General features: G+C 59.2%; 12 protein-coding genes. All 12 read right to left on the reverse strand.

Going from position 1 to position 15,331, the window contains the following annotated elements; genetic code table 11:
* Window positions 1-12: 12 nt before the first annotated feature.
* The 12 genes from lpxC to DXX3274_RS18775 all read right to left on the reverse strand — a co-directional run bounded on the left by lpxC (window position 13) and on the right by DXX3274_RS18775 (window position 15,309).
* The gene (gene lpxC / locus DXX3274_RS18720; RefSeq protein ID WP_024107274.1) at window positions 13-930 is read right to left on the reverse strand and encodes a UDP-3-O-acyl-N-acetylglucosamine deacetylase; all 918 of its coding nucleotides are present in this window, start codon (window positions 928-930) and stop codon (window positions 13-15) included.
* Window positions 931-1,024: 94 nt separating this feature from the next.
* The gene (gene ftsZ / locus DXX3274_RS18725) at window positions 1,025-2,176 is read right to left on the reverse strand and encodes a cell division protein FtsZ (protein ID WP_012886159.1); all 1,152 of its coding nucleotides are present in this window, start codon (window positions 2,174-2,176) and stop codon (window positions 1,025-1,027) included.
* A gap of 74 nt (window positions 2,177-2,250) precedes the next feature.
* Window positions 2,251-3,507, reverse strand: coding sequence for a cell division protein FtsA (gene ftsA, locus DXX3274_RS18730; RefSeq protein ID WP_013319461.1), 1,257 nt, complete (start codon window positions 3,505-3,507; stop codon window positions 2,251-2,253).
* On the reverse strand, window positions 3,504-4,358 hold the full coding sequence (gene ftsQ, locus DXX3274_RS18735; protein ID WP_042861067.1) for a cell division protein FtsQ: 855 nt from the start codon (window positions 4,356-4,358) through the stop codon (window positions 3,504-3,506). Before ftsQ ends, ftsA begins: the two co-directional genes overlap by 4 nt.
* A 164-nt stretch (window positions 4,359-4,522) precedes the next feature.
* Complete coding sequence (murC, locus tag DXX3274_RS18740; protein ID WP_042861068.1) at window positions 4,523-5,983, reverse strand: UDP-N-acetylmuramate--L-alanine ligase; 1,461 nt, start codon at window positions 5,981-5,983, stop codon at window positions 4,523-4,525.
* Window positions 5,984-6,033: 50 nt separating this feature from the next.
* A complete protein-coding gene (gene murG / locus DXX3274_RS18745; protein WP_042861069.1) occupies window positions 6,034-7,125 on the reverse strand; it encodes an undecaprenyldiphospho-muramoylpentapeptide beta-N-acetylglucosaminyltransferase in 1,092 nt (363 codons plus the stop codon).
* Entirely contained in the window at window positions 7,122-8,324 is a 1,203-nt protein-coding gene (ftsW, locus tag DXX3274_RS18750) for a cell division protein FtsW (RefSeq protein WP_042861070.1), read from the reverse strand. The genes murG and ftsW overlap by 4 nt, the downstream gene beginning before the upstream one ends.
* Window positions 8,324-9,637 (reverse strand): UDP-N-acetylmuramoyl-L-alanine--D-glutamate ligase, encoded by a 1,314-nt coding sequence (gene murD, locus DXX3274_RS18755; protein WP_042861071.1) that lies wholly within the window; start codon window positions 9,635-9,637, stop codon window positions 8,324-8,326. Before murD ends, ftsW begins: the two co-directional genes overlap by 1 nt.
* Window positions 9,638-9,640: 3 nt before the next feature.
* On the reverse strand, window positions 9,641-10,723 hold the full coding sequence (gene mraY, locus DXX3274_RS18760) for a phospho-N-acetylmuramoyl-pentapeptide-transferase (RefSeq protein WP_042861072.1): 1,083 nt from the start codon (window positions 10,721-10,723) through the stop codon (window positions 9,641-9,643).
* Window positions 10,717-12,078: a UDP-N-acetylmuramoyl-tripeptide--D-alanyl-D-alanine ligase gene (gene murF / locus DXX3274_RS18765; RefSeq protein ID WP_042861073.1), complete on the reverse strand. Its 1,362-nt coding sequence runs from the start codon at window positions 12,076-12,078 to the stop codon at window positions 10,717-10,719. Before murF ends, mraY begins: the two co-directional genes overlap by 7 nt.
* On the reverse strand, window positions 12,075-13,559 hold the full coding sequence (gene murE, locus DXX3274_RS18770) for a UDP-N-acetylmuramoyl-L-alanyl-D-glutamate--2,6-diaminopimelate ligase (protein ID WP_042861075.1): 1,485 nt from the start codon (window positions 13,557-13,559) through the stop codon (window positions 12,075-12,077). Before murE ends, murF begins: the two co-directional genes overlap by 4 nt.
* Window positions 13,546-15,309: a peptidoglycan glycosyltransferase FtsI gene (locus tag DXX3274_RS18775; protein WP_038665695.1), complete on the reverse strand. Its 1,764-nt coding sequence runs from the start codon at window positions 15,307-15,309 to the stop codon at window positions 13,546-13,548. Before DXX3274_RS18775 ends, murE begins: the two co-directional genes overlap by 14 nt.
* Between the last annotated feature and the right edge of the window lie 22 nt (window positions 15,310-15,331).

The following is a 15,331-nucleotide window of genomic DNA, read 5'->3' on the forward strand; positions in this document are numbered from 1 at the left end:
ATGTATTGCGGATCAGGCCAGAACGGTTGACGGCGCTTTGAAAGCCAGCGGCATTTCCGCTTCATCTTCAAAGGTCACGAATTCCCACGCTTCCTGTTTAGCCAGCACAGCCTGCAGCAGTTTGTTATTCAGCGCGTGGCCGGATTTGAACGCCGTGAACGCGCCAATGATGTTGTGACCGCACATGAACAGGTCGCCAATCGCGTCCAGCATTTTGTGGCGCACGAACTCATCGTCAAAACGCAGACCGTCTTCGTTCAGCACACGGTAATCATCCACCACGATCGCACTATCGAGACTGCCGCCCAGGCACAGACCGCGGGATTGCAGATACTCGATATCGCGCATAAACCCAAAGGTACGCGCGCGGCTGATCTGGCGCACAAACGCATCAGCGGAGAAATCCAGCTTGAAGCGCTGTGAACCGGCATCAATCACCGGGTGATTAAAGTCGATGGTAAAATCAAGGCTAAAACCGTTGAACGGCTTCAATTCTGCCCACTTGTCACCGTCTTCTACACGTACAGGCTGTTTGATACGAACAAACTTCTTGGCACAGTTCAGTTCTTCGATACCAGCATCCAGCAGCAGGTAGACAAACGGACTGGCGCTGCCGTCCATGATCGGAATTTCAGGCGCATCCACGTCAACAACGATGTTGTCGATGCCTAATCCCGCCAGGGCCGCATTCAGATGCTCCACCGTCGAAATGCGCACGTCATGCTCATTAACCAGGCAAGTACAGAGCATGGTATCACGCACGGATTTGGCATCAGCCGGAAAATCAACCGGTGGATTCAAGTCAGTACGACGATAGATGACCCCGGTGTTCGCCGGTGCAGGACGCATAGTCAGGGTGACTTTTTTGCCGGTATGAAGACCGACCCCTGTCGCCTGTACGATACGTTTTAATGTACGTTGTTTGATCATCGTATTATCTCGCATTCATCTGAACCTACGGCCTTAGCTTACACCAAGGCCGGCGGCACAGTTTAGCACAAAGAGCGGAGATTCCAACCTAACCTTAGTCAGCCTGCTTACGCAGGAAAGCAGGAATATCGAGATAGTCCGGCTCTTTATTGGTCTGCACGCTCTGGTCATTCACCACTTTGGCCGCAGGTTTTTCCTGCGTCAGCGGCGCCATGCCATGTTGCTGATAGCGGTGGTCCATAACCGGCTGGCTGCTTTGCTTGTTGGTAACCAGCGTAATTTCCGGACGTTTGTCCATGCCGATGCCGGTGGCGACCACGGTCACCCGCAGTTCGTCGTTCATATCCGGATCCAGCGACGTACCAATCACTACCGTCGCATTATCGGATGCAAACGCGCGAATGGTATTACCAACAGTCTCAAATTCATCCAGACGCAGATCGAAACCAGCGGTAATGTTAACCAGCACGCCGCGCGCGCCGGAAAGGTCGATATCTTCCAGCAGCGGACTGGAGATAGCCATTTCCGCCGCCTCTTCCGCACGGTCTTCACCGCGAGCCACGCCGGAACCCATCATGGCGTAACCCATTTCGGACATCACGGTGCGCACGTCGGCGAAGTCGACGTTCATCAGACCCGGACGGGTAATCAGCTCGGCAATACCCTGCACCGCGCCTTTCAACACGTCGTTAGCCGCGCCGAACGCGTCCAGCAGAGAGATGCCACGCCCCAGCACTTTCAACAGCTTGTCGTTGGGGATGGTGATCAGCGAATCAACGTGCTTGGACAGCTCCGCGATCCCCTGCTCGGCAAACGCCATGCGTTTTTTGCCTTCAAAATTGAACGGTTTGGTCACTACGGCAACCGTCAGGATACCCAGATCCTTGGCGACTTCCGCCACCACCGGCGCAGCGCCGGTGCCAGTGCCGCCGCCCATTCCGGCTGCGATGAACACCATGTCCGCACCTTCCAGCGCAGAACGCAGTGCTTCGCGATCTTCCTCGGCGGAATTGCGGCCCACTTCCGGGTTGGCGCCAGCGCCCAGACCCTTGGTGATACCGCTGCCGATCTGGATGGTCTGGCCGACCGCCGTTTTGCGCAGTGCCTGAGCATCGGTGTTAACCGCAAAGAATTCAACACCTTCGATGCGTTCACGCACCATGTGTTCGACAGCGTTGCCGCCGCCACCACCGACGCCGATGACTTTAATCACCGCGTCGTTGGTTAACTCCATTGGTTCAAACATAGTTTCTCTCCGTCTTGTGCCTGTGTTACTTCAAGATCAAAAAAGTCGTGCTAAATGATCTCTTTTGATAACCGTCAAAATTCCTTTCTCAGCCAGCTGTTCAGGCGTTTAAACCAGTTGCTGACCGAGGCGCGTTTCTCAACCTCGTGTTCGCCACTCAGATGAGACTCTTTGCCGTAATGCAGCAGCCCTACAGCCGTCGAGTAATAGGGCTCCTGCGCATAATCCGTTAATCCGGTGATATTCAGCGGCTGGCCGATGCGCACCTGCGTGTGGAACACGCGCTGCGCGCAGGCCGCCAGACCGTCAATTTGCGCCGCACCGCCGGTCAGCACGATGCCGGCCGCCAGATGATGCTTCACGCCCTGCTGGCGCAGCTGTTCCTGCAACTGCAACAGCTCGTCATTCACCAGATTCAATAACTCGGTATAGCGAGGTTCAATCACCTCCGCCAACGTCTGACGCTGCAGACTACGCGGCGGACGACCGCCGACGCTCGGCACTTCCACGGTTTCATCTTTGCTGACGATGGAACCGAGCGCGCAACCGTAACGTACCTTGATCGCTTCCGCATCCGTGGGCGGCGTGCCAAACGCATAGGCTATATCGCTGGTGACTACGTTACCAGCATAAGGAATCACTTTTGTGTGACGCAGCGCGCCGCCGGTATACACCGCCATATCCATAGTGCCGCCGCCGATATCCACTACGCACACGCCCAGTTCGCGCTCGTCTTCGGTCAGCACCGCATAACTGGATGCCAGCCCGGCGAAAATCAGTTGATCCACCTTCAGACCGCAACGCTCCACCGCTTTAACAATGTTCTTCGCCATGTCGTTATGGCAGGTGATCAGGTGCACCTTGGCCTGCATCCGCACGCCAGACAGCCCGACCGGGTTTTTAATCCCTTCCTGATAATCGATGGCGTATTCCTGCGGGATCACATGCAGAATACGGTGCTCGTCACGGACCCGGACAGATTTGGCCGTATGCACCACGCTTTCGACATCGTCCTGCGTGACTTCTTCTTCGGAGATAGGCACCATGCCGATCTCGTTCTGGCAGCTGATGTGCTTACCGGACAACGCCAGATACACGGATGAAATCTGGCAATCAGCCATCAGTTCGGCCTGATCGATGGCGCGCTGAACGCACTTGACCACCGATTCCAGATCGTTAACGCCGCCTTTATCCATGCCCCGTGACGGGCAGCTTCCCACACCGATGATATTGATCATGCCATCTGGCAGAACTTCACCTACCAGCGCAGCTACTTTTGCTGTACCGATTTCCAGCCCAACTACCAGTTTTCTGTCCGTCGACTTGATCATTGCTGTTTAGCCTGTGCCTGATTTTGTTGCTGATTACCGTTCTTTTGCTGATCAATGTCTTTTTGCTGATCAATAAATGCCGGGCTCCAACCTACCGCTGCGCCGGTTTCATAGCGCAAATCCACGTAGTTAACCCGCTTGTTTTCATTCTGGGCCTGCCGCTGCAACAACGGATAGATCTCCAGAAAACGCGCCAGACGCCGACTTCTGTCATCACGTCCCAGATCGAGGCGGATATCATCGTCCAGCCCAACCTGCCATGAATGGCGCGCGGTCATCGCCACCATCTTCACCGTGAACTTGCCTGCCGCCAGTATCTGGTTCATCTCGCGATACCCCTCCAGCACGTCTTCTTCACCGCCCTCCGGACCGTACAGCATCGGCATTTTCTTATTGCCGATGCGCTCAGCCGGCACGCTGAAGGCGTTACCCTCGCTGTCAACCATAAGCTGGTCATTCCAGCGCGCAAATGGAACGTATTCAACCAGATGAATCTTTAATTCGTCCGGCCACTGCTTACGTACGCTGGCCTGTTTAATCCAGGGCAGGCGCTCGATCTGCTGCTGGATGACATTCACATCCTGCGTCATGAACGTCCCCGGCGATCCCAGCGACAAAATCGCCTGGCGAATATCGTCATTGGTGGTGTAGTGTCGCTCGCCGGTCACCACCAGTCTGGACAGCGGCAGACGGCTGGCATCTTTCATCCAGCCCAGCACCATCCAGCTTCCCCACAGGATGGTGCCGGCCACCATCAGCAGGAAAAAAATCCCCGCCAGCTGACTGCCATTGCTGCGTCGTGCGCCCTTTTCCTGCTCACGTCCGCGTGTATTCAACGCCGCCTGCGACATACTAATCAGCCAACTCCACAACAGATACGCGGCGGTAACCGTTGTCTGTCCGGACTGAGCGCGAAACGTCGGCGCACCGAACCTCAGCCGACCGGCGGCCGGTTTCGTCGCGGTCAGCGTGGGTGCGTTTCATCACTACCATCACGTGCTCAGTCATCTCGTTCTCAGTCTTTGGTCTTCGCCTGCAGACGATTTTCCGCCAGCCGACGCGCCAGTTTGCCAATGTTGCCGGCGCCCTGAACCAGCACCAGATCATCGCCCTGCAGCGCCTGCGCCAGCAGTTCAGGCAGCGTTTCCACATCCGGCACCATAATCGGGTCGATTTTGCCGCGCCCGCGGATGGTGCGACACAACGACCGGCTGTCCGCTCCCGGAATCGGCGCTTCACCGGCCGAATACACATCCAGCATCAGCAGCACATCCACCTGGGACAGCACGTGCGCGAAGTCATCGTACAGATCCCGCGTGCGGGTATAGCGATGCGGCTGAAAAATCATCACCAGACGTTTATCCGGCCAGCCGGCGCGCGCCGCCTTGATGGTAGCGTCCACTTCCGTCGGGTGATGCCCGTAATCATCCACCAGCATGGCGCTACCGCTTTTGCCGTTGACCGGCTGGAGCGGGAATTCACCCAGAAAATCGAACCGACGCCCCGTCCCCTGAAAACGCGCCAGCGCTCGCAGAATCGCGTCGTCGTCAATGCCTTCTTCCGTCGCCACCGCTACCGCCGCCGCCGCATTCAGCGCATTGTGGCGGCCCGGCGCATTCAGCGTCACATTCAGCAGCGGTTTACCCTGACGCGCCAGCGTAAACAGCCCCTGCGCCCCAACCTGCCGGTAGTCAGCCACCCGCACATCCGCATCGTCGCTGAAACCATAAGTGGTGATGTGGCGCCCCACTTTCGGCAACAGCTCCCGAATCACCGCATCATCCAGGCACATCACCGCATGGCCGTAAAACGGCAGGTTGTGCAGGAAGTTGATGAACGTCTGTTTGAGGTTCTCAAAATCGCCCTGATACGTGTCCATATGGTCGGCTTCGATGTTGGTCACAATCGCCACCATCGGCTGCAAATGCAGGAACGACGCATCGCTCTCGTCCGCTTCCGCAATCAGGTAACGGCTCGACCCCAACCGGGCGTGCGTCCCCGCGGCTTTGACCAGACCGCCATTGACGAACGTCGGGTCCAGCCCCGCTTCCGCATAGATACTGGTCACCATCGCCGTGGTCGTGGTCTTGCCATGCGTTCCGGCAATGGCGATGCCATGACGAAAGCGCATCAATTCTGCCAGCATCTCTGCCCGGCGAATCACCGGAATACGGGCCTCATGTGCCGCGATAATCTCCGGGTTATCCGCCGTAATCGCGCTGGATACCACCACCACGCTCGCTTCATTCACATTTTCCGGGCGATGGTGGAAATAGATCTGGGCGCCCAAATCAGTCAATTGCTGCGTCACGGCGTTGGGCGCCAGATCAGAACCGCTGATCTGATAGCCCTCGTTAGCCAGGACTTCGGCGATACCGCCCATGCCGGCACCACCGATGCCAACAAAATGGATGTGCCGGACGCGGTGCATCTCGGGCACGATTGAACGCAGTTTCGCCAGTTCTTGAGTATTCACTATCTTCTATCGCAACCTACATCAACGCCGGCTATTGCCGGCCATTATCATTAATTCCGGACAGCATGAACCGCCCGCTGCATCGCCGCCGCCGCGACTTCGGCCGCCACTCGTTCCGTCGCATCGGGAATCGCCACGGTTCGGGCTTTTTGCGCCATATCGCGTAATGTGGCGCGATCCCAGGCCGACAACACCTCGCTTATCGCGTCCACGCTGAGGTCGGCCTGTTCGATAATCTTTGCGGCGCCCGCCTGTTCCAGCGGCAACGCATTCCAGTACTGCTGCCGATCCTTATGCAGGAACGGCACAAATAACGCCGGCAACCCGGCCGCGGCAATCTCGCTGACGGTTAGCGCACCGGAGCGGCACACCACCACATCGGCCCAGGCATACGCCGCCGCCATGTCGTCGATAAACTCGGTAATCCGATGCTGCGGCTGACCGGCTTGCGCATAAGCAGCCTGTACTTCCGCCTGAGCGCCTTTGCCGGTTTGGTGCCAGATGGTAACGGCGTCATGCAGCCGCGCCGCTACGCCGGGCAGGGTTTGATTCAACACCCGCGCCCCCTGGCTTCCACCAACCACCAGCACCCGCACCGGGCCGCTGCGCTCAGCCAGCCGCTCCGTCGGCGACGGCAGCGCCAGCACATCGGTACGCACCGGATTTCCCACCACATCCGCGTGAGGAAACGCCCCTGGGAATGCCTGTAATACCTTTTTGGCGATGCGCGACAGCCAGCGGTTGGTCAACCCGGCGATACCGTTTTGCTCGTGCAAAACCACCGGGATGCCGCACAGCCAGGCAGCCAGGCCGCCGGGGCCGGACACATAACCGCCCATCCCCAGCACAACGTCCGGCTGATAACGGCGCATAATCGCCTGCGCCTGCCGCACCGCCCGAAAGATACGCACCGGCGCCAGCACCAATGCCGCCAATCCTTTGCCGCGCAGACCGGAAATACGGATAAAGTCGATGTCGATGCCGTGTTTCGGCACCAGATCCGCTTCCATCCGGTCGGCCGTGCCCAGCCAGCGCACCTGCCAGCCCTGCGCCATCAGATGATGCGCCACCGCCAGACCGGGAAACACATGCCCGCCGGTACCGCCAGCCATCACCATCAAACGCTTGCCTTCGCCACTCATCGGGCACCTCTCGTAAACGCCTGCGCTTTGGTCAGGCGCGTTTCATAATCAATTCGCAACAACAACACGATAGCCGTCGACATAATCAGCAGACTGGAACCGCCGTAGCTGATCAGCGGCAATGTCAGCCCTTTGGTCGGCAACATGCCCGCGGCTGCGCCGACATTCACCAGCGTCTGAAAACTGAACCAGATACCGATGGAGCAGGCCAGAAAGCCCGAAAAACGCTGATCGATTTCCAGCGCCCGTCTTCCTATCGACATCGCACGAAAAGCGACGAAGAATATCATTAACAACGCCAAAACCACACCGATATAGCCCAGTTCCTCCCCCAGAATGGAGAAAATGAAGTCGGTATGCGCCTCCGGCAGATATTCCAGTTTCTGGATGGAATTGCCGAGCCCCTGCCCCCACAGTTCGCCGCGGCCAAACGCCATCAACGACTGGGTCAACTGATAACCGCTGCCGAACGGGTCGTCCCACGGATTCCAGAACGACGTCACGCGGCGTACGCGATACGGCTCCGCGATAATCAACAGCGCGACGGCGAAGATGCCACAACCGATGATCGCCAGGAACTGCCACAGTTTGGCTCCGGCCAGAAACAACATCGCCAGCGTGGTGATGAACAACACCACCACCGTACCAAGGTCCGGCTGGGCCAGCAGCAGCACCGCCAGCACCACCATCACGCCCATCGGCTTGCAAAATCCCCAGAAGTTATTCCGTACCTCTTCGACTTTGCGCACCATGTAGCTGGAGAGGTAGCAGAACAACGACAACTTCGATAACTCTGCCGGCTGAATACGCAGCGGGCCAAGGGAAATCCAGCGTGACGCCCCGTTGACCGAGCTGCCCACCACCAGCACGATCAGCAGCATCACCATCGACACCAGCAGCAATACCACGCTGTAACGCTGCCAGACCTCCATCGGAACCCGCATGGTGACCAGCGACAAACCAAACGCCAGCCCCAGATACAGCGCATCGCGCTTGGCGAATAAAAAGGGATCGCTGGCCAGCCGCTGCCCGACCGGCATCGACGCCGAGGTCACCATCACAAAGCCGATCACCGCCAGCCCCAGGGTCAACCACAGCAGCGTCCGGTCGTACAGCACGGTGCTGAGGTTGTCGCTTTCACGCGTCCCCATCACCCAGCTTTTCAGACGTTCGACCATGCCGGCCCCGATAAAACGCATTATCCCAGCTCCTCCGCCAGTCGGGCGAACTCGTCGCCGCGCTGTTCGAAACTGCGGAACTGATCGAGACTGGCGCAAGCCGGCGACAGCAACACCATGTCTCCCGGCTGAGTGCGGCTGGCGATAAGGCGCATCGCCTGCTCCATGGTTTCGGTCTGCTCGGCGATTTCCGGACGCAGCGCCGCCAGTTGCCCACCATCACGACCAAAGCAGTACAGACGAATGCTGTCGCCCTGCAGGTAATGCAATAACGGAGAGAAATCCGCCGATTTCCCGTCGCCGCCCAGCAGCAGATGCAGCGTGCCATCGACATGCAGCCCGCTCAGCGCCGCCTCGGTGCTGCCGACGTTGGTAGCCTTGGAATCATTGACCCAGCGCACGTCATGACGCGCCAGCGTCAGTTGGAAACGGTGCGGCAAGCCGGTAAAGGTAGTCAGCGCGATCAGGGCCGACGAGCGGGGAATACCCACAGCGTCCGCCAGCGCCAGCGCCGCCAGCGCATTGGTGTAGTTGTGCTGACCAACCAATTTAATTTCGCGGGTATTCAGCACCCGCTCGCCTTTCACCCGCAGCCAGGTTTCACCCTGCTGCCGGTTCAGGTGGTAATCGCCCACATCCACGCCGAAACTCAGGCAACGCGCGTCGGCGCCGCGCACCGGCATGGTCAGGGCGTCGTCCGCGTTCACAATGCAGACTTTAGCGTTTTCATAAATGCGCAATTTGGCGGCGCGGTACTGTTGCAGCCCCAACGGGTAGCGGTTGGTGTGATCCTCGGTTACGTTGAGGATCGTGGCTGCGGCGGCGTGCAGGCTGTAGGTGGTTTCCAACTGGAAGCTCGACAGCTCCAGCACATACAGCTGGCTTTCCTGCTTGAGCAGTTCCAGCGCCGGTACGCCGATGTTGCCGCCCACGCCGGCGGCCCAACCGGCCGCGCGCGCCATTTCACCCACCAGCGTGGTCACGGTGCTTTTACCGTTGGAACCGGTGATAGCGACGATCGGCGCCTGCGCTTCGCGGCAGAACAGTTCGATATCGCCGATAATTTCAATGCCGGCTTCCGCCGCCTCGCACAGGATCGGCGTCGCCAGCGCGATACCCGGACTGGCGACGATCAGATCGGCGGACAGCAGCCACTCATCATTGAGGCTGCCCAAATGACGTTCAACGGACTCAGGCAGTTTATCCAGGCCCGGCGGACTAATACGGGTATCCACCACGCGCGGCACCACCCCGCGTGCAAGGAAAAAATCAACACAGGAGAGCCCTGTCAGCCCTAACCCGATAATGACAACCTTTCTACCCTGATAGTCCATTTTTTACCGTACCTTGAGCGTTACCAGGCCGATGAGCATCAGCATCAGCGAAATAATCCAGAACCGCACGATCACCCGCGGCTCCGGCCATCCCTTAAGTTCATAGTGATGGTGGATCGGCGCCATACGGAAAATCCGCTGGCCGCGCAGCTTGAAGGAACCCACCTGCAAAATCACGGACAGCGTTTCCACCACAAACACCCCGCCCATGATCACCAGCAAAAACTCCTGACGCAGCAGCACCGCGATGGTGCCCAGCGCGCCGCCCAGCGCCAGCGATCCGACATCACCCATAAACACCTGCGCCGGATAGGTGTTAAACCACAGAAAACCGAGGCCGGCGCCGACAATCGCGGTGCACACCACCACCAGCTCGCTGGCATGCCGGATATACGGAATGTGCAGGTAGCTGGCGAAATTCATGTTGCCGGTCGCCCAGGCCACCAGCGCGAAACCAACCGCCACAAACACCGTCGGCATGATGGCCAACCCGTCCAGGCCATCGGTGAGGTTGACGGCGTTGCTAGTACCGACAATCACGAAGTACGCCAGCACGATGTACATCACGCCCAGTTGCGGCATCACGTCCTTAAAGAACGGCACCACCAGCTGCGTCGCCGGCGTATCCTTGCCAATCACGTACATGGAAAACGCGACTACCAGCGCCAGTACCGACTGCCAGAAGTACTTCCAGCGGGCAATCAGCCCGCGGGTGTCCTTACGCACCACCTTGCGGTAGTCATCCACAAACCCGACGATGCCGTAACCCACCAGCACCAGCAGTACGCACCAGACATATGGGTTAGACAGGTTGACCCACAACAGCACCGAAATAATGATCGACGCCAGAATCATCACCCCGCCCATAGTCGGCGTGCCGCGCTTGCTGAAATGGGACTCCGGCCCTTCGTTACGCACCACCTGACCAATTTGCAGGCGTTGCAGCCAGGCGATCAGATGCGGCCCCATCCACAGGGAAATGATTAACGCCGTCAGCAGGCTGACAATGGCCCGGAACGTCAAATACGAAAAGACGTTAAAGCCGGAATAAAACTTGACCAGATGCTCGGCCAGCCAAACTAACATGTGGCATTCTCCTGTAATGCGTGTACTACCTGTTCCATCGCAGCGCTGCGTGAACCTTTAATTAAAACGGTAATGGTATTGTGCTGCGCCACCAGCTCCCGCAAACGGGCGATCAGCGCAGTTTTATTGTCAAAATGCTCGCCTGCGCCGCTGGCGTCGCCGATAAGCGCGCTCAGCACGCCCACGCTCAATACTTTCTCAATGTTTGCCTTGCGGGCCGCCTCGCCCACCTGACGGTGACACGCCTGCGCATTCTGGCCCAGTTCAGCCATATCGCCGACCACCATCACCCGGTAGCCCGGCATCTCCGCCAGCACCTGCGCGGCCGCGGTCATTGACCCGACGTTGGCGTTGTAGCTGTCGTCCAACAGCAATTTCCCAGGCGCCAGCGCAATCGGGAACAGCCGCCCCGGCACAGCCTGCAATTGCGCCAGCCCGGCCTTCACCGCGTCCAGCGACGCGCCCACCGCCAGTGACAGCGCCGCCGCCGCCAACGCGTTGGCGATGTTATGACGCCCCGGCAACGGCAAGGACACCGCGATATCGCCTGTCGGCGTATGCAGCACGAAATCGGTCCCACGCTCGCTGATGCCGACATCGCTGGCGTAAAAATCGACGCCCGCGCGCGCCTGCGGCGAAAAGCGCCACAGGGTTTTCCCGGTCAGCGCATCGTGCCAGCGCGCCTCATCGTGGCTGTCGGCATTGAGGATCGCCACGCCCTGAGCCGGCAAGCCGCTAAAGATTTCGCCTTTAGCCTGCGCCACGCCTTCGAGCGAACCAAATCCTTCCAGATGAGCGGCGGCCAGGTTATTCACCAGTGCCGCTTCCGGGCGCACCATCGCCGTGGTGTAAGCAATCTCGCCGATATGGTTGGCGCCCAGCTCAATCACCGCGTAATCATGCTCAGGCGTCAGGCGGAACAGCGTCAGCGGCACGCCGATATCGTTGTTGAAATTACCGGCGGTATACAGCACGTTGCCACACTGACGCAAAATCGCCGCGGTCATTTCCTTGACGGAGGTTTTTCCCGATGAACCGGTCAGCGCCACCACGCGCGCCCGGCTTTGCTGCCGCACCCAGCCCGCCATCGTACCCAGCGCCAGACGCGTATCATCCACCACCAGTTGCGGCACTTCTATTGGTAAGTGCTTACTTACCAATAACGCGGCCGCCCCATGATTAACGGCATCCGCCGCGTAATCATGAGCGTCAAATTTTTCCCCACGCAACGCGACGAACAGACAGCCGTCGGCAAGTTTACGGGTATCCGTGGACACCTCGCTGATAGTCAGGTCGTCTCCCACCAACCGGGCGCCCAGCACATCAGCCAGCTGCCGCAACGAAACGCTGATCATACGATAACCCCCAGCAGCCGCGCGACAGTAATGCGATCCGAATAATCCAACCGCTCATTTCCTACCAACTGATAGTCTTCGTGCCCTTTGCCTGCGACCAGCACCACATCATCGGCGGCGGCCTGCATCACCGCGCTGGTGACGGCTTCCGCCCGACCGGCGATCACCTGCACCCGGCCCGCATCCAGCAATCCGCTCAGGATATCGGTCACAATCGCCTGCGGGTCTTCGCTGCGCGGGTTATCGTCGGTAACAATCACCCGATCCGCCAGTTGTTCCGCAATCGCGCCCATTAATGGGCGCTTACCTCTGTCACGATCGCCGCCGCAACCGAATACGCACCACAGTACGCCCCGGCAGTGCAAACGCGCCGCCGCCAGCGCTTTTTCCAGCGCGTCCGGGGTATGGGCGTAATCCACCACGACCGTCGGCCGGCCGCTGGCAAGAAAAACTTCCATTCTACCGCAGACCGGCTGCAGCGCTGAGCCGGTCTTCACCAGCTGTTCCAGCGAATAGCCCAGCGACAACAGCGTCGCCAGCGCCAGCAACAGGTTACTGACGTTGAACGCGCCCATCAGGCGGCTATTGATCTCACCGGCGCCCCAGTTGGAGTCGAATTGCACGGTGAAACCGCTGTCGTGATAATCGATACGGGTGGCTTTCAGCCAGTGCGCCCGGCCGGCATCGATCTCGCCCGCCACGCTCACCGCCACCGCTTCCGGCAGGCGGCTTAACCAACGACGGCCAACCTCGTCATCGGCGTTAATGATTTTCTGCCCGACCTGATGCTCGGCGAACAACCGCCATTTGGCCGCTTCGTAATTCGCCATGTCGCCGTGATAATCAAGATGATCGCGACTCAGGTTGGTAAAGACCGCGGCAGCGAACGACAGCGCCTCTACCCGGTGCTGCACCAGCCCATGCGAAGACACTTCCATCGCGGCGAAATCCGCCCCTTGCTCCACCAGCTGACTCAGGATCTGCTGCACATCCACCGCCGAACCGGTGGTGTTTTCCGACGGCACCACATGCCCCAGCAAGCCGTTGCCGACGGTGCCCATCACCGCGCTGGTTTTGCCCAGCGCCTGACTCCACTGCGCCAGCAACTGGGTGGTGGTGGTCTTGCCGTTGGTGCCGGTGACGCCGATCAGTTGCAACGAGGCCGATGGCTGGCGATAAAAGCGCCCTGCCAGCGCGGATAAACGCTGGTTCAGGTTACCCAGATAAATCACCGGTACGCCGTGCATTTCAGTCAGGGTGCCATCGGGCGTGGCATCATCCGCCTGTGCGACAACCGCCGCGACGCCCTGCGCAATAGCCTGCGGAATATAGTGCCGCCCATCCGTCTTGTGGCCGACTATCGCCACAAACAGATCCCCGGCAGCCGCCACGCGGCTGTCTAATGTCATTTCCCGCAGCGCGCGCTCCGGGGCATCGGTCACCCACGGAGCCAGGACATCGCGCAAGTTACGATCTGTCACCTGAACCCTCTTTTCTGTTGATTACAAACTCGCTTTTTTCACCCGTCGGCAACGCATCCGGTTCGATATTCATGGTGCGCAGTACGCCGCCCATGATCGCCCCGAACACCGGCGCCGACACCGCGCCACCGTAGTATTTCCCCGCCTGCGGGTCGTTAATGACCACTACCAGCGCAAAGCGCGGGTTACTGGCCGGCGCCACCCCGGCGGTATAGGCGATATATTTGTTGATGTACTTGCCGTCCGGGCCGACCTTTTTCGCCGTACCGGTTTTAATCGCGATGCGATAGCCCTTCACCGCCGCCTTGGTGCCGCCGCCTCCGGGCAACGCCACGCTCTCCATCATGTGCACCACGGTACGGACAATCTGTTCGGAAAAGACGCGCTCGCCCGGCACCGGCGGGTCGACTTTGGTGATGGATAGCGGGCGATAAATACCAAAGCTGCCGATGGTGGCGTAGACACGCGCTAGTTGCAGCGGGGTCACCATCAGGCCGTAGCCAAACGAAAACGTCGCGCGCTCGATATCCGACCAGCGTTGGCGATTGGGGTACAGACCCAGGCTTTCCCCCACCAGCCCCAGGTTGGTGGCTTTGCCCAGACCAAAACGGGAGTAAGTGTCCACCAACGCGGAAGCCGGCATCGCCAGCGCCAGATGCGATACGCCGACGTTACTGGACTTCTGCAGCACGCCGGTCAGGGTCAATTCGCTATAACGCGCCACATCCTTGATTTCATGGCCGTTGATGTAATACGGCAACGTGTTGAGCACCGCATTTTCCTTCACCACGTTGCGCTGTAGCGCCGTCATCACCACCATCGGTTTCACGGTCGAACCGGGTTCGAAAATATCGGTGATGGCACGGTTACGAATCACGTCGGTCGGCGTGCCGGTCAGGTTGTTCGGGTTGTAGGAGGGACTGTTGGCCATCGCCAGTACTTCGCCGGTGTTCACATCCACCAGTACGGCGGTGCCCGATTCGGCCTTATTGAACGCCACCGCGTTGTTCAGTTCGCGGTACACCAGCGCCTGCAGGCGCTCATCGATACTGAGCATCAGGTTGTGCGCCGCCTGACTGTCCACCGAGGAAATGTCTTCGATGACCCGCCCAAAGCGGTCTTTACGCACGGTACGCTCGCCGGGGCGACCGGTCAGCCAGCGATCGAAACTCTTCTCGATGCCTTCAATGCCCTGACCGTCAATATTGGTAAAACCAATCAGATGCGACGTTACCTGACCGGAAGGATAGTAACGACGAGATTCCTGCCGCAGATTGATGCCCGGCAGTTTCAGTTTGTGGATGTATTCGCCGATCGCCGGGTTCACCTGGCGGGCCAGATAGACAAAACGGCCGTTCGGGTTGGCATTCACCTTAGAGGCGATTTGGTCCAGCGGGATGCCCAGCGCATCCGCCAGCGCCTTCCAGCGGGTATCCAGTGAAATGCCGCCATGATCGTTGACGTCTTTCGGGTCGGCCCAGACCGCGTTAACCGGCACGCTTACCGCCAGCGGGCGACCGGCGCGATCGCTGATCATGCCGCGAGCGGTCGGAATCTCCTGCACGCGCAGGGAACGCATGTCGCCTTCACGCACCAGCTTGTCGGGCGCGATCACCTGCAGATACGCCGCACGCAACATCAACCCGACCATGCACAACAAAATACCGCCGCAAAGCAACGCAAAACGCCAGCTGACAAAGCTGGCATGTTCTTCCTGACGCTTCAATTTTCCCGGTCGCGCTGCTCTCATAATTTAGGCGATACCTGTCAAT

Source organism: Dickeya sp. NCPPB 3274 (genome assembly GCF_000406205.1).
In the GTDB taxonomy this organism is placed as follows: Bacteria; Pseudomonadota; Gammaproteobacteria; order Enterobacterales; family Enterobacteriaceae; genus Dickeya; species Dickeya fangzhongdai.

Excerpts from the sequence above, each read along its gene's own strand:
- ftsZ (WP_012886159.1), bottom strand. The coding sequence starts at position 2,176 with ATGTTTGAACCAATGGAGTTAACCAACGACGCGGTGATTAAAGTCATC.
- mraY (WP_042861072.1), bottom strand. The coding sequence starts at position 10,723 with ATGTTAGTTTGGCTGGCCGAGCATCTGGTCAAGTTTTATTCCGGCTTT.
- lpxC (WP_024107274.1), bottom strand. The coding sequence starts at position 930 with ATGATCAAACAACGTACATTAAAACGTATCGTACAGGCGACAGGGGTC.
- ftsW (WP_042861070.1), bottom strand. The coding sequence starts at position 8,324 with ATGCGTTTTATCGGGGCCGGCATGGTCGAACGTCTGAAAAGCTGGGTG.
- ftsQ (WP_042861067.1), bottom strand. The coding sequence starts at position 4,358 with ATGTCGCAGGCGGCGTTGAATACACGCGGACGTGAGCAGGAAAAGGGC.
- murD (WP_042861071.1), bottom strand. The coding sequence starts at position 9,637 with ATGGACTATCAGGGTAGAAAGGTTGTCATTATCGGGTTAGGGCTGACA.
- murG (WP_042861069.1), bottom strand. The coding sequence starts at position 7,125 with ATGAGTGGCGAAGGCAAGCGTTTGATGGTGATGGCTGGCGGTACCGGC.
- DXX3274_RS18775 (WP_038665695.1), bottom strand. The coding sequence starts at position 15,309 with ATGAGAGCAGCGCGACCGGGAAAATTGAAGCGTCAGGAAGAACATGCC.
- ftsA (WP_013319461.1), bottom strand. The coding sequence starts at position 3,507 with ATGATCAAGTCGACGGACAGAAAACTGGTAGTTGGGCTGGAAATCGGT.
- murF (WP_042861073.1), bottom strand. The coding sequence starts at position 12,078 with ATGATCAGCGTTTCGTTGCGGCAGCTGGCTGATGTGCTGGGCGCCCGG.